Source organism: Streptomyces sp. C, assembly GCF_000158895.1.
GTDB classification, from domain to species: Bacteria; Actinomycetota; Actinomycetes; order Streptomycetales; family Streptomycetaceae; genus Streptomyces; species Streptomyces racemochromogenes.
Genome location: NZ_GG657750.1, coordinates 1,511,628 through 1,524,859, shown reverse-complemented (window position 1 = coordinate 1,524,859; position 13,232 = coordinate 1,511,628). Strand labels below are relative to the sequence as shown.

General features: G+C 71.9%; 14 protein-coding genes. All 14 read left to right on the top strand.

What is annotated here, in order from left to right:
• The first annotated feature begins 17 nt into the window (after positions 1–17).
• The 14 genes from SSNG_RS06670 (at position 18) to nusB (ending at position 13,110) form a co-directional block, all read left to right on the top strand.
• Positions 18–446 carry a DUF948 domain-containing protein gene (locus SSNG_RS06670; protein ID WP_007263046.1) on the top strand — a complete coding sequence of 143 codons (429 nt, stop codon included), beginning with the start codon at positions 18–20 and terminating at the stop codon, positions 444–446.
• A gap of 8 nt (positions 447–454) precedes the next feature.
• Positions 455–817 (top strand): DUF6167 family protein, encoded by a 363-nt coding sequence (locus SSNG_RS06665; protein WP_007263045.1) that lies wholly within the window; start codon positions 455–457, stop codon positions 815–817.
• Positions 817–3,486 (top strand): alanine--tRNA ligase, encoded by a 2,670-nt coding sequence (alaS, locus tag SSNG_RS06660; RefSeq protein ID WP_007263044.1) that lies wholly within the window; start codon positions 817–819, stop codon positions 3,484–3,486. Before SSNG_RS06665 ends, alaS begins: the two co-directional genes overlap by 1 nt.
• A 2-nt stretch (positions 3,487–3,488) precedes the next feature.
• The gene (gene ruvX, locus SSNG_RS06655; RefSeq protein ID WP_030028999.1) at positions 3,489–3,959 is read left to right on the top strand and encodes a Holliday junction resolvase RuvX; all 471 of its coding nucleotides are present in this window, start codon (positions 3,489–3,491) and stop codon (positions 3,957–3,959) included.
• Between the two features lie 128 nt (positions 3,960–4,087).
• On the top strand, positions 4,088–5,824 hold the full coding sequence (gene mltG / locus SSNG_RS06650) for an endolytic transglycosylase MltG (protein ID WP_007263042.1): 1,737 nt from the start codon (positions 4,088–4,090) through the stop codon (positions 5,822–5,824).
• A gap of 7 nt (positions 5,825–5,831) precedes the next feature.
• Positions 5,832–6,659 carry a shikimate dehydrogenase gene (locus tag SSNG_RS06645; protein WP_007263041.1) on the top strand — a complete coding sequence of 276 codons (828 nt, stop codon included), beginning with the start codon at positions 5,832–5,834 and terminating at the stop codon, positions 6,657–6,659.
• 188 nt (positions 6,660–6,847) lie between these two features.
• Positions 6,848–8,032, top strand: a complete 1,185-nt coding sequence (gene aroC, locus SSNG_RS06640; protein WP_007263040.1) for a chorismate synthase — start codon at positions 6,848–6,850, stop codon at positions 8,030–8,032.
• Positions 8,029–8,547, top strand: a complete 519-nt coding sequence (locus SSNG_RS06635; protein WP_007263039.1) for a shikimate kinase — start codon at positions 8,029–8,031, stop codon at positions 8,545–8,547. The genes aroC and SSNG_RS06635 overlap by 4 nt, the downstream gene beginning before the upstream one ends.
• Positions 8,544–9,635 (top strand): 3-dehydroquinate synthase, encoded by a 1,092-nt coding sequence (gene aroB, locus SSNG_RS06630; protein ID WP_007263038.1) that lies wholly within the window; start codon positions 8,544–8,546, stop codon positions 9,633–9,635. Before SSNG_RS06635 ends, aroB begins: the two co-directional genes overlap by 4 nt.
• Entirely contained in the window at positions 9,632–10,072 is a 441-nt protein-coding gene (gene aroQ, locus SSNG_RS06625; RefSeq protein WP_007263037.1) for a type II 3-dehydroquinate dehydratase, read from the top strand. The genes aroB and aroQ overlap by 4 nt, the downstream gene beginning before the upstream one ends.
• Positions 10,073–10,118: 46 nt before the next feature.
• Complete coding sequence (locus SSNG_RS06620; protein WP_128636885.1) at positions 10,119–10,853, top strand: AAA family ATPase; 735 nt, start codon at positions 10,119–10,121, stop codon at positions 10,851–10,853.
• Positions 10,854–10,943: 90 nt separating this feature from the next.
• A complete protein-coding gene (locus SSNG_RS06615; RefSeq protein WP_007263035.1) occupies positions 10,944–12,050 on the top strand; it encodes an aminopeptidase P family protein in 1,107 nt (368 codons plus the stop codon).
• Between the two features lie 59 nt (positions 12,051–12,109).
• Positions 12,110–12,676, top strand: a complete 567-nt coding sequence (gene efp, locus SSNG_RS06610; RefSeq protein ID WP_007263034.1) for an elongation factor P — start codon at positions 12,110–12,112, stop codon at positions 12,674–12,676.
• A gap of 2 nt (positions 12,677–12,678) precedes the next feature.
• Positions 12,679–13,110 carry a transcription antitermination factor NusB gene (gene nusB / locus SSNG_RS06605; protein WP_007263033.1) on the top strand — a complete coding sequence of 144 codons (432 nt, stop codon included), beginning with the start codon at positions 12,679–12,681 and terminating at the stop codon, positions 13,108–13,110.
• Positions 13,111–13,232 lie beyond the last annotated feature (122 nt).

Genomic DNA, 13,232 nt, shown 5'->3' with positions numbered 1-13,232 from the left:
TCAGGGAGCGGTGCAACGTGTCCGGTGGAGAGGTGGCCGGCATCCTCGTGGCCGTTTTCTGGGCCATCCTGGTGTCCTTCCTCGCCGTGGTGCTGGTCCGGCTCGCGCAGGTGCTCCGCGCGACCACCAAGCTCGTGGCCGACGTCACCGAGCAGGCGGTCCCGCTGCTGGCGGACGCCTCCACGACCGTCCGCTCCGCGCGCACCCAGCTCGACCGGGTCGACGCCATCGCGAGCGACGTCCAGGAGGTCACCTCCAACGCCTCCGCGCTGTCCTCCACCGTTGCCTCCACCTTCGGCGGCCCCCTGGTCAAGGTCGCGGCCTTCGGCTACGGCGTGCGCAAGGCGCTGGGCCGCACCGAGGACGCCCCGCAGAAGACCACCCGGCGAACCGTGATCGTCGGCCGTACGGTGCCGCCGGCCCGGCGCCGGAAGCAGAAGGGCTGAGACCGCCGATGTTCCGCCGAGCCTTCTGGTTCACCGCAGGCGCCGCCGCCGGCGTGTGGGCCACCACCAAGGTCAACCGCCAGCTGAAGAAGCTGACCCCGGAGAGCCTCGCCGCCCAGGCCGCCGACAAGGCCGTGGAGGCCGGGCACCGCCTCAAGGACTTCGCCCTCGACGTCAAGGCGGGAATGACGCAGCGCGAGGACGAGCTGAACGACGCACTGGGGTTGCGCCATGACCCCGACCGGCCCGACAACGTCACCGCCCTCCCCGGGCCGCGGCGGCTGCGGGCCATCGAGTACCACCAGAACGACCAGAACACCCACCGCCCTGATCGCTCGGCGGTTACGTCCAACCGGAATGAGGACCACTGATGGAGTCGGCTGAAATCCGCCGCCGCTGGCTGAGCTTCTTCGAGGAGCGCGGTCACACCGTTGTCCCTTCGGCGTCGCTCATCGCGGACGACCCGACTCTGCTGCTGGTCAACGCGGGCATGGTCCCGTTCAAGCCGTACTTCCTCGGCGAGACCAAGCCCCCGGCCCCCCGGGCCACCAGCGTGCAGAAGTGCGTCCGTACGCCGGACATCGAAGAGGTCGGCAAGACCACCCGCCACGGCACGTTCTTCCAGATGTGCGGCAACTTCTCCTTCGGGGACTACTTCAAGGAAGGCGCCATCAAGTACGCCTGGGAGCTGCTCACCAGCTCCGTGGCGGACGGCGGCTACGGCCTGGAGCCCGAGAAGCTCTGGATCACCGTCTACCTCGACGACGACGAGGCCGAGACGATCTGGCGCGACGTGATCGGCGTCCCCGCCGAGCGCATCCAGCGCCTGGGCAAGAAGGACAACTTCTGGTCCATGGGCGTCCCCGGCCCCTGCGGCCCCTGCTCCGAGATCAACTACGACCGCGGCCCCGAGTTCGGCGTCGAGGGCGGCCCGGCCGTCAACGACGAGCGGTACGTGGAGATCTGGAACCTGGTCTTCATGCAGTACGAGCGCGGCGCCGGCGAGGGCAAGGAGGACTTCCCGATCCTCGGCGACCTGCCCTCCAAGAACATCGACACCGGTCTCGGCCTCGAACGCCTCGCGATGATCCTGCAGGGCGTGCAGAACATGTACGAGACCGACACCCTGCGCGTGGTCATGGAGAAGGCCACCGAGCTGACCGGAGTCCGCTACGGCGCGGCCAAGGGCAGCGACGTGTCGATGCGCGTGGTCGCCGACCACATGCGAACCTCCGTCATGCTCATCGGTGACGGCGTCACCCCCGGCAACGAGGGCCGCGGCTACGTGCTGCGCCGCATCATGCGCCGCGCCATCCGCAACATGCGCCTCATGGGCGCCACCGGGCCGGTCGTCCAGGACCTGATCGACGTCGTGATCGACACGATGGGGCAGCAGTACCCCGAGCTGATCACCGACCGCAAGCGCATCGAGACCGTCGCCCTCGCCGAAGAGGCCGCCTTCCTGAAGGCCGTCAAGGGCGGCACCAACATCCTCGACACCGCCGTGACCGAGACCAAGGCCGCCGGCGGCACGGTCCTCTCCGGTGACAAGGCGTTCCTGCTCCACGACACCTGGGGCTTCCCGATCGACCTCACCCTGGAGATGGCCGCCGAGCAGGGCCTGTCCGTGGACGAGCCCGGCTTCCGCCGCCTGATGCAGGAGCAGCGCGACCGCGCCAAGGCCGACGCCAAGGCCAAGAAGACCGGCCACGCCGACATGTCGGCCTACCGGGAGATCGCCGACGGCTCCGGCGCCACCGAGTTCACCGGCTACGCCACCAACCAGGGCGAGTCCACCATCGTCGGCCTCCTGGTCAACGGCGTCTCCGCGCCCGCCGCCTCCGAGGGCGACGAGGTCGAGGTCGTCCTCGACCGCACCCCCTTCTACGCCGAGGGCGGCGGCCAGCTCGCCGACCAGGGCCGCATCAAGCTCGACACCGGTGCCGTCATCGAGGTCCGCGACGTCCAGCAGCCCGTCCCGGGCGTCTCCGTCCACAAGGGCTCCGTCCAGGTCGGCGAGGTGACGGTGGGCGCCTCCGCGTACGCCGCCATCGACGTCAAGCGCCGCCGGGCCATCGCCCGCGCCCACTCGGCCACCCACCTGACCCACCAGGCGCTGCGCGACGCCCTCGGCCCGACGGCCGCCCAGGCCGGCTCCGAGAACAGCCCCGGCCGCTTCCGCTTCGACTTCGGTTCGCCGAACGCCGTCCCCGGCACGGTCCTCACCGACGTCGAGCAGAAGATCAACGACGTGCTCTCCCGCGAGCTCGACGTCACCGCCGAGGTCATGAGCATCGACGAGGCGAAGAAGCAGGGCGCCATCGCCGAGTTCGGCGAGAAGTACGGCGAGCGGGTCCGCGTCGTCACCATCGGCGACTTCTCCAAGGAGCTGTGCGGCGGCACGCACGTCGGCAACACCTCCCAGCTCGGCCTGGTGAAGCTGCTCGGCGAGTCCTCCATCGGCTCCGGCGTGCGCCGCGTCGAGGCCCTCGTCGGCGTGGACGCGTACAACTTCCTCGCCAAGGAGCACACGGTCGTCGCCCAGCTCCAGGAGCTGGTCAAGGGCCGTCCCGAGGAGCTGCCGGAGAAGATCGCCTCCATGCTCGGCAAGCTGAAGGACGCCGAGAAGGAGATCGAGAAGTTCCGCGCGGAGAAGGTCCTCCAGGCCGCCGCCGGTCTCGCCTCGAACGCCCAGGACATCCGCGGCGTCGCCCTCGTCGTCGGCCAGGTGCCGGACGGCACGGGCGCCGACGACCTGCGCAAGCTGGTCCTCGACGTCCGCGGCCGCATCCAGGGCGACCGCCCGGCCGTCGTCGCGCTGTTCACCGTGGCGAACGACCGCCCGCTGACCGTCATCGCCACCAACGAGGCGGCCCGCGAGCGCGGCCTCAAGGCCGGCGACCTGGTCCGCACCGCCGCCAAGACCCTCGGCGGCGGCGGTGGCGGCAAGCCGGACGTGGCCCAGGGCGGCGGCCAGAACCCGGGCGCCGTGCCCGAGGCCATCGCCGCCGTCGAGCGCCTCGTGGCAGAGACGGCCTGACGATGACTCTGCGCCGCGGCCGCCGACTGGCCATCGACGTCGGGGACGCCCGGATCGGGGTCGCGTCCTGCGACCCCGACGGGGTGCTCGCCACGCCGGTGGAGACCGTCCCGGGCCGGGACATCCCCTTCGCCCACCGGCGGCTGCGGCAGCTCGTCGAGGAGTACGAGCCCCTCGAAGTCGTGGTCGGCCTCCCCCGCTCGCTCAGCGGGCGGGAGGGGCCGGCCGCGGCCAAGGTGCGCGCATTCGCGAACGAACTGGCCAAGGGCATCAAGCCGGTGACGGTCCGGCTGGTGGACGAGCGGATGACCACGGTCACCGCCGCCCAGGGCCTGCGGGCCTCCGGCCGGAACGCCAAGAAGGGCAGGTCGGTCATCGACCAGGCGGCCGCTGTGGTTATCCTCCAGAACGCTCTTGAGACCGAACGGGTATCAGGTAATCCGCCCGGTGAGTGCGTCGAAGTGGTTGTCTGATCGCGATACGGTAACGTTCCGCGCGATGAGACGGCATTCGAACAGCCGTCGCTCACCACCAAAGAGGCGGAACCGGGTGCCGCGGCCGACAGAAGCCGCGGGCTTCGTCTCGCGGCTCTAGGGGACCGATGACTGACTATGGCCGGGGCCACGGCTCCGAACCGTGGAACCCCCAGGACCCCCTCTACGGGGACCAGGGGTGGACCGCGCACCAGACGCAGCAGGCGCAGGTGCCCTACGGCGGGGACCTTCAGCAGCAGTACCCGCAGGAGCCGCAGTACCAGCAGCAGTTCGCGGGCCAGTATCCGCAGCAGTACGACGAGCAGGCCTACGCGCAGCAGCTCCAGTACGAGCAGATGGCCCAGCAGCAGGTGGCCGCGCAGCAGATGGCCGCCCAGCAGATGGCCCCTCAGCCCCTGGCCCCCCAGCCCCTGTACGAGGGCGGGAGCAACGGCCAGGGCTGGGACACCGGCCAGGGCCAGTACGCGGCCGCGGCCGTACAGGTCGACCCGTACGCCGGCGCGGACCCGTACGCGCAGCAGACCGTCGCGGCCTACCCCGGCGAGACCCCCGACCTGTACACCACGGCCGAGGCCTACCCGCCGCCGCAGCCGCCCGGCCTGCGCCACCTGGAACCGGAACCGGTCGAGGAGCCGCTGGAGGAGGAGCCCGAAGAGGCGCTCCTGCCCGCCGGCGGCGGCTCCGACGACGGCGACGAGTCGCGCGGGCGCCGGGCCGGCGGCCGCGCCAAGGGCGGCAAGGGCGGTAAACAGAAGAAGCGCGGCGGCACCGCCTGCCTGATCGCCGCCGTCGTGATCATCGGTGTGGTCGGCGGTGGCGGCTACTACGGCTACAACTACCTCCACGACCGCTTCGCCCCGGCCGAGGACTTCGCCGGTGAGGGCACCGAGGAGATCGTCGAGGTCGAGATCCCCAAGGACGCCGGCCTCGGCCAGATGGGCCGCATCCTCAAGCAGGCCGGCGTGGTCGCCAGTGCGCAGGCGTTCGTCGACGCGGCCAAGGCCAAGCCCGGGGGCCAGTCGATCCAGCCGGGCGTCTACCCGCTGAAGAAGAAGATGTCGGCGGCCGCCGCGGTCGCGGTGATGATCGACCCCACCAAGCTGAACGTCATCACCATCGGCGAGGGCTGGCGCAACTCCAAGATCTACGAGGCGATCGACAAGAAGCTCGGCAAGCCGGACGGCACCACGAAGGACGTCGCCCTGCGCGAGTCCAAGAACCTCGGCCTGCCGGCCTGGGCCGGCAACAACCCCAAGATCATCGACCCGCTGGAAGGCTTCCTGCTCCCCGCGCGCTACGACCTGAAGAAGGAGAGCACGCCCGAGTCGCTGCTCCGTCAGATGGTCAAGAGCGCGGCGGACAAGTACGCGGAGATGGGCGTCGAGGCCAAGGCCAAGGAGCTGAACCTGGAGAACCCGCTCCAGGTGATCACCGTCGCCAGCCTCGTCAACGCCGAGGGCAAGAACCACGACGACTTCCGCAAGATGTCCGAGGTGGTCTACAACCGCCTCAAGAAGACCAACGACGTCACGAACCAGAAGATCGAGTTCGACTCGACGTACAACTACGTCAAGAACCAGAGCGAGATCAACTTCAACCTCAAGGAAGCCCAGAAGTTCGACAACCCCTACAACACGCACTTCGTGAAGGGGCTGCCGCCCGGCCCGATCGGGAACCCCGGCACGGACGCCGTGAGCGCTACGCTCAACCCCGACCACGGCGGCTGGATGTTCTTCGTGTCGGTCGACGGCAACAAGACGACCTTCACCAAGACCTACGACGAGCACCTGAAGCTCGTCGCGGAGTTCCAGGAGCGCCAGGCGCAGAAGAAGAACGGCGGGTAGGCAGGACATGTCACGGATACGGGCCGCGGTGCTGGGTTCGCCCATCGAGCACTCCCTCTCACCGGTGCTGCACCGCGCCGCGTACCGGGAGCTCGGCCTCGACGACTGGTCCTACGACCGGTTCGAGATCGACGAGGCCGCCCTGCCCGCGTTCGTGGCCGGCCTCGGCCCCGAGTGGGCCGGGCTGTCGCTGACCATGCCGCTCAAGCGGGCGGTCATCCCGCTGCTCGACGGGATCAGCGACACCGCCGCCTCGGTGGAGGCCGTCAACACGGTGGTGTTCACCGAGGACGGCCGCCGCCTCGGCGACAACACCGACGTCCCGGGCCTGATCGCCGCCCTGCACGCGCGCGGCGTCGAGAAGGTGCCCGCCGCCGCGATCCTCGGGGCGGGGGCCACCGCCTCCTCGGCGCTCGCCGCACTCGCCCGGATCTGCACCGGCGAGGTGACCGCGTACGTCCGCTCGGCCGCCCGCGCCGACGAGATGCGCCAGTGGGGCGAGCGGCTCGGCGTCGACGTCCGCACGGCCGCCTGGTCGGACGCGGCCCGCGCGCTGGAGGCGCCGCTGGTCATCGCCACCACCCCGGCCGGCGCCACGGACGAGCTCGCCGCCGCCGTCCCCGACGCGCCCGGCACCCTCTTCGACGTCCTCTACGACCCCTGGCCCACCGCCCTGGCCGCCGCCTGGTCCGGGCGCGACGGCACCCTCCTCGGCGGCCTCGACCTGCTCGTCCACCAGGCCGTGCTCCAGGTCGAGCAGATGACCGGCCGCACCCCCGGCCCCCTGGCCGCCATGCGGGCCGCCGGCGAGGCGGCCCTGCGCGCCCGCCACTGACGCGCCCGCACGTAGGGGGCCGATAGCCGTACCCGGCACCATCGCGTACCTCCGGGCCGCCCGGGCCGTCCGTCAGCTGGACCGAGATCCGCGCGACGGCCCGGACGTGGGAGGATTCGGGTACGGCCGTCCGGTCCGCGCAGCCGGACGGGTCGTCGCAGTGCCAGGCGCGAGCATGAGGAGCATCGTTGAGCAGGTTGCGTTGGCTGACCGCAGGAGAGTCGCACGGACCGGCACTGGTCGCGACGCTGGAGGGTCTTCCCGCCGGCGTCCCGGTCACCACCGAGCTGGTGGCCGACCACCTGGCGAGGCGCCGGCTCGGCTATGGCCGCGGTGCCCGCATGAAGTTCGAGCAGGACGAGATCACCTTCCTCGGCGGCGTCCGCCACGGGCTGTCCCAGGGCTCCCCGATCGCGATCATGGTCGGCAACACCGAGTGGCCCAAGTGGGAGACGGTCATGTCGGCCGACCCGGTCGACCCCTCGCTGCTCAAGGAGACCGGCCGCAACGCGCCGCTGACCCGTCCCCGCCCCGGCCACGCCGACCTCGCGGGCATGCAGAAGTACGGCTTCGACGAGGCCCGGCCGATCCTGGAGCGCGCCAGCGCCCGTGAGACCGCCGCCCGCGTCGCCCTCGGCGCCGTCGCCCGCTCCTTCGTCAAGGAGGTCGCGGGCATCGAGATCGTCTCGCACGTGGTGGAGCTGGCTTCGGCCAAGGCCCCCTACGGCGTCTACCCGACCCCCGCCGACGTCGAGAAGCTCGACGCCGACCCGGTCCGCTGCCTCGACGCCGACGCGTCGAAGGCGATGGTCGCGGAGATCGACCAGGCCCACAAGGACGGCGACACCCTCGGCGGCGTCGTCGAGGTCCTCGCGTACGGCGTGCCCGTCGGCCTCGGCTCCCACGTCCACTGGGACCGCCGCCTCGACGCCCGCCTCGCCGCCGCGCTCATGGGCATCCAGGCCATCAAGGGCGTCGAGGTCGGCGACGGCTTCGAGCTGGCCCGCGTGCCCGGCTCCAAGGCCCACGACGAGATCGTCTCCACCCCCGAGGGCATCAAGCGGACCTCCGGCCGCGCCGGCGGCACCGAGGGCGGCCTGACCACCGGCGAGCTGCTGCGCGTCCGCGCCGCGATGAAGCCCATCGCGACCGTGCCGCGCGCCCTGGCCACCGTCGACGTCGCCACCGGCGAGGCCGCCGTGGCCCACCACCAGCGCTCCGACGTCTGCGCCGTGCCCGCCGCGGGCATCGTCGCCGAGGCCATGGTCGCGCTGGTCCTGGCCGACGCCGTGGTCGAGAAGTTCGGCGGCGACTCGGTCGCCGAGACCCGCCGCAACGTGCGGTCCTACCTCGACAACCTGCAGATCCGGTGACGGGCGGCCCCCTGGTCGTACTCGTCGGCCCCATGGGTTCCGGCAAGTCCACGGTGGGCGGCGTGCTCGCCCGCCGGCTCGGCGTCCCCTACCGGGACACCGACGCGGACATCGTCGCGGCCCAGGGCCGGGAGATCTCCGACATCTTCGTCGACGAGGGCGAGCCGTACTTCCGCGAGCTGGAGCGCGCGGCCGTCGCGGCCGCGGTCGCCGAGCACACCGGAGTCCTCGCCCTCGGCGGCGGCGCCGTCCTCGACGAGGGCACCCGCGCCCTGCTGGCGGGGCTGCCCGTGGCCTACCTGTCGATGGACGTCGAGGAGGCCGTGCGCCGGGTCGGGCTCGGCGCCGCCCGCCCGCTGCTCGCCGTCAACCCGCGCCGCCAGTGGCGCGAGCTGATGGAGGCCAGGCGCCACCTGTACACCGAAGTCGCGCGCGTCGTCGTGGCCACCGACGACCGCACCCCCGAAGAGGTCGCCCAGGCGGTCCTCGACGCTCTGGAGTTGAAGGACGTATGACAGACCAGGTGACGCGGATCAACGTCGGCGCCAGCGCCGGACACGACGCGTACGACGTGCTGGTCGGCCGGCAGCTGCTCGGCGAGCTCGGCGGCCTGATCGGCCCCAAGGCCCAGCGGGTCGCCGTGATCCACCCCGAGGCGCTGGCCGAGACCGGCGAGGCGCTGCGCGCGGACCTGGCGGACCAGGGCTACGAGGCGGTCGCCATCCAGGTGCCGAACGCCGAGGAGGCCAAGACCGTCGAGGTCGCCGCGTACTGCTGGAAGGCGCTCGGCCAGTCCAACTTCACCCGCACCGACGTCATCGTCGGCGTGGGCGGCGGCGCCACCACCGACCTGGCGGGCTTCGTCGCGGCCGGCTGGCTGCGCGGGGTGCGCTGGATCGCCGTCCCGACCACCGTGCTGGCCATGGTGGACGCGGCCGTCGGCGGCAAGACCGGCATCAACACCGCCGAGGGCAAGAACCTCGTCGGCGCCTTCCACCCGCCGGCCGGGGTGCTCTGCGACCTGGCCGCGCTGGAGTCGCTGCCGGTCAACGACTACGTCAGCGGTCTCGCCGAGATCATCAAGGCCGGGTTCATCGCCGACCCGGCGATCCTCGACCTGATCGAGGAGGACCCGGCGGCGGCCCGCACGCCCGCCGGCCCGCACACCGCCGAGCTGATCGTCCGCTCCATCCAGGTCAAGGCCGACGTGGTCTCCAGCGACCTGAAGGAGTCGGGCCTGCGGGAGATCCTCAACTACGGCCACACCCTCGCGCACGCCATCGAGAAGAACGAGCGCTACAAGTGGCGGCACGGCGCGGCGGTCTCCGTCGGCATGGTCTTCGCGGCCGAGCTGGGCCGGCTGGCCGGGCGGCTCGACGACGCCACCGCCGACCGCCACAAGGCCGTACTGGCCTCGGTGGGCCTGCCGCTGACCTACCGCGGCGACCAGTGGACCAAGCTGCTCCAGACCATGCAGGTCGACAAGAAGTCCCGCGGCAACCTGCTGCGCTTCATCGTCCTGGACGGCCTGGCCAAGCCCACCGTGCTGGAGGGCCCGGACCCGGCCCACCTGGTCGCGGCGTACGGCGAGGTCTCCGCGTGAGCCGCCGGGTGCTGGTCCTGAACGGCCCGAACCTGGGCCGGCTCGGGTCCCGCGAGCCCGACGTGTACGGGGCCACCTCGTACGCGGGCCTCGTGGAGAGCTGCACCGCCCTGGGCGCCGAGCTCGGCTTCGACGTGGAGGTCCGCGAGACCAACGACGAGGGCGAGCTGGTGCGCTGGCTGCACGAGGCGGCCGACGGCAAGATCCCGGTCGTCATCAACCCGGGCGCCTTCACGCACTACTCGTACGCCATGCGGGACGCCGCCGCGCAGCGCACCGCGCCGCTGATCGAGGTGCACATCTCCAACCCGTACGCCCGGGAGGAGTTCCGGCACACCTCGGTCATCGCGGCCGTGGCGACCGGCACCGTCGCGGGCTTCGGCCTGGGCTCCTACCGGCTGGCGCTGCGCGCGCTGGCGGAAGAGGTCACGGCCTGAGATAACGTTCTCGCATCAGTCGCCTGAACGAGACGGAGTGGCGCGGATGCAGCACGGAGTGGGGGCCTGGGGTCCGCCGGGACAGCACCCGGCGGTTCCCCCGCAGCCGCCGATATCCCCCGCGCAGGGCTGGCCGGTGGCACCGGTCCCCGACGCGACGGGGCACATCCCGCTGCCTCCCGCCGCGGCCCCCGCGTCCGGGCCGCCCGCGCCCGGCACCGGCGGGGCGGTGCTCGCCGTCCTGCTCATCGGCCCGGCCGGCGCCGGCAAGACGACCGTGGCCCGGCACTGGGCGCGGACCCGCCCGGTACCGACCGCGCACATCAGCCTGGACGACGTCCGCGAATGGGTCTGCTCGGGCTTCGCGGACCCGCAGGCCGGCTGGAACGAGCACTCCGAGGCCCAGTACCGCCTGGCCCGCCGCACCTGCGGCTTCGCCGCCCGCAACTTCCTGGCGAACGGGATCTCCTGCATCCTCGACGACGCCGTCTTCCCGGACCGGCCCGTGGTGGGCCTCGGCGGCTGGAAGCGCCACGTGGGCCCCGCCCTGCTGCCGGTCGTGCTGCTGCCCGGCCTGGACGTCGTCCTCGACCGCAACGCGGCCCGCTCCGGCAACCGCCGGCTCTCCGACGAGGAGGTCGCCCGCATCCACGGCCGGATGGCGGGCTGGTACGGCTCCGGGCTGCCGATCATCGACAACACCCACCTCGACGTCGAGGGCACCGCGCGGGCCCTGGACGAGGCCCTCGCGCGGGCGCTGACGAGCCCGCCCCGCTGGTAGGGCACCCGCAGCGGCGGGCGGGCCCCGCTCCGGCCCCGTCCGGACGCGCTCGCCGGGCCGGATGCGCGGGGCGCTCGTAGGCTCGAAGACATGTCAGACGTGTACGAGGCCCGCAGGGGCCTGCTCCGCGAGCGCTGCGCCGCCGCGGGCAACTCCGCCGCCCTGGTCACGCGTCCGGCGAACGTCCGCTACCTCGCCGGGGCGTCCCCGCTGGGCGCCGTCCTGCTGGTCGGGCCCGCCGAAGACGTGCTGTTCTGCCCCGGGGCGCCCACCGGCGAGGCGGAAGAGGGGCGGCTCGACGAGGGGCTGCGGGTCTCCGTGCTGCCCACTCCCGGCGCCGATCCGGCGGTGGCCGCAGCCGACCTGGCCGCGGCGAACCGGGCCGACTCCCTCGCCGTCGAGGAGCACCACCTCACCGTCGGCCGGCACCGGGCCGTGCACTCGGTCGCGCCCCGGCTGCGGCTGGCGGATCTGGGCACGGCGGTGGAGCAGCAGCGGCTGGTCAAGGACGAGGAGGAGATCGCCTGCCTGCGGATCGCCGCCGAGATCGCCGACCAGGCCCTGGGCGAGCTGCTGGAGTCGATCCTGGTCGGCCGGACCGAACGCCACCTGGCCCTGGAGCTGGAGCGCCGGCTCGTGGACCACGGCGCGGACGGTCCGGCGTTCCCGACCTCCGTGGGCACCGGCCCGCACTCGGGCCGCTCCCGGCACCGGCCCTCCGACCGGAGGGTGGAGGAGGGGGACTTCCTCTCCGTCTGCCTCGGCGCCAACTACCGGGGCTACCGCTGCGAGATCGGCCGCACCTTCGTGATCGGGACCACGCCGGCCGACTGGCAGATCGAGCTGTACGACCTGGTCTTCGCCGCCCAGCGGGCCGGCCGGCAGGCCCTGGTGCCCGGCGCCGCGTACCGGGAAGTGGACCACGCGGCGCGTTCCGTACTGGACTCCGCGGGGCACGGTGAGGCCCTCGCTGGATGGATGGGACACGGGGTGGGTCTCGAAATCGACGAGGACCCGCAGCTTGCACCCACGGCAATGGGTAAACTGGACGCTTGCGTGCCGGTCACCGTCGAGCCGGGGGTTCACCTCCCGGGCCGGGGAGGTGTCCGGATCGATGACACGCTCGTCGTGCGCCCCGAGGCGGACGGCGGTCCCGAGCTACTCACCATTACGACCAAGGAGCTGCTCGCGCTCTAGTCCGTACCGCCGGACCGTGCGCGCATCCCTGGTCTTCCAGTGCAGGAGATTCCGCAACCGTGGCTTCCACGAACGACCTCAAGAACGGCATGGTGCTCAAGCTCGACGGTGACCAGCTCTGGTCCGTCGTCGAGTTCCAGCACGTCAAGCCCGGCAAGGGCCCGGCCTTCGTGCGCACCAAGCTCAAGCACGTGCTCTCCGGCAAGGTCGTCGACAAGACCTTCAACGCCGGCACGAAGGTCGACACCGCCACGATCGACCGCCGTGACATGCAGTTCTCGTACATGGACGGCGACTACTTCGTCTTCATGGACATGAGCACCTACGACCAGCTGATGGTCGACCGCAAGGCCGTCGGCGACGCCGCCAACTTCCTCATCGAGGGCTTCACCGCCTCCGTGGCCCAGCACGAGGGCGAGGTGCTCTACGTCGAGCTCCCGGCCGCCGTCGAGCTGACCATCGAGCACACCGACCCGGGTGTCCAGGGCGACCGCTCCACCGGCGGCACCAAGCCCGCCAAGCTGGAGACCGGCCACGAGATCCAGGTCCCGCTCTTCGTCACCACCGGCGAGAAGATCAAGGTCGACACCCGCACCAGCGCCTACCTCGGCCGGGTGAACAGCTAACCGTGGCTGCCCGGAGCAACGCGCGCAAGCGCGCCTTCCAGATCCTCTTCGAGGCCGATCAGCGCGGCGTGCCCGTGCGCGAGGTCCTCGCGGACTGGATCCGCCACTCGCGGTCGGACGACCGGCAGCCGCCGGTCAACGCCTTCACGATGGACCTCGTCGAGGGCTACGCCGACAAGGTGAAGCGCATCGACGACCTGATCGTCACCTACGCCGTGGACTGGGAGCTCGACCGCATGCCGGTCGTCGACCGGAACATCCTGCGGCTGGGTGCCTACGAGCTGATCTGGGTCGACGAGACCCCGGACGCCGTGGCGATCGACGAGGCCGTGCAGCTGGCCAAGGAGTTCTCCACGGACGACTCCCCGGCGTTCGTGAACGGCCTGCTGGCCCGTTTCAAGGACCTGAAGCCGAGCCTGCGCCGGGGCGAATAGCCCGGAGCCGGACGGCTGAGCGGAGGGCCCGCGGCGCATGCGCGCCACGGGCCCTCCGCCGTTCTCCGGCTCTCGCGGGCCCCAGGGGGACCTCCTGTCGGTCGACCGACGAAAAACCGGCG

Bases quoted from the DNA above. Each gene is read 5' to 3' on its own strand.
- SSNG_RS06665 (WP_007263045.1), top strand. From the start codon at position 455: ATGTTCCGCCGAGCCTTCTGGTTCACCGCAGGCGCCGCCGCCGGCGTG.
- alaS (WP_007263044.1), top strand. From the start codon at position 817: ATGGAGTCGGCTGAAATCCGCCGCCGCTGGCTGAGCTTCTTCGAGGAG.
- ruvX (WP_030028999.1), top strand. From the start codon at position 3,489: ATGACTCTGCGCCGCGGCCGCCGACTGGCCATCGACGTCGGGGACGCC.
- mltG (WP_007263042.1), top strand. From the start codon at position 4,088: ATGACTGACTATGGCCGGGGCCACGGCTCCGAACCGTGGAACCCCCAG.
- SSNG_RS06645 (WP_007263041.1), top strand. From the start codon at position 5,832: ATGTCACGGATACGGGCCGCGGTGCTGGGTTCGCCCATCGAGCACTCC.
- aroB (WP_007263038.1), top strand. From the start codon at position 8,544: ATGACAGACCAGGTGACGCGGATCAACGTCGGCGCCAGCGCCGGACAC.
- SSNG_RS06620 (WP_128636885.1), top strand. From the start codon at position 10,119: ATGCAGCACGGAGTGGGGGCCTGGGGTCCGCCGGGACAGCACCCGGCG.
- SSNG_RS06615 (WP_007263035.1), top strand. From the start codon at position 10,944: ATGTCAGACGTGTACGAGGCCCGCAGGGGCCTGCTCCGCGAGCGCTGC.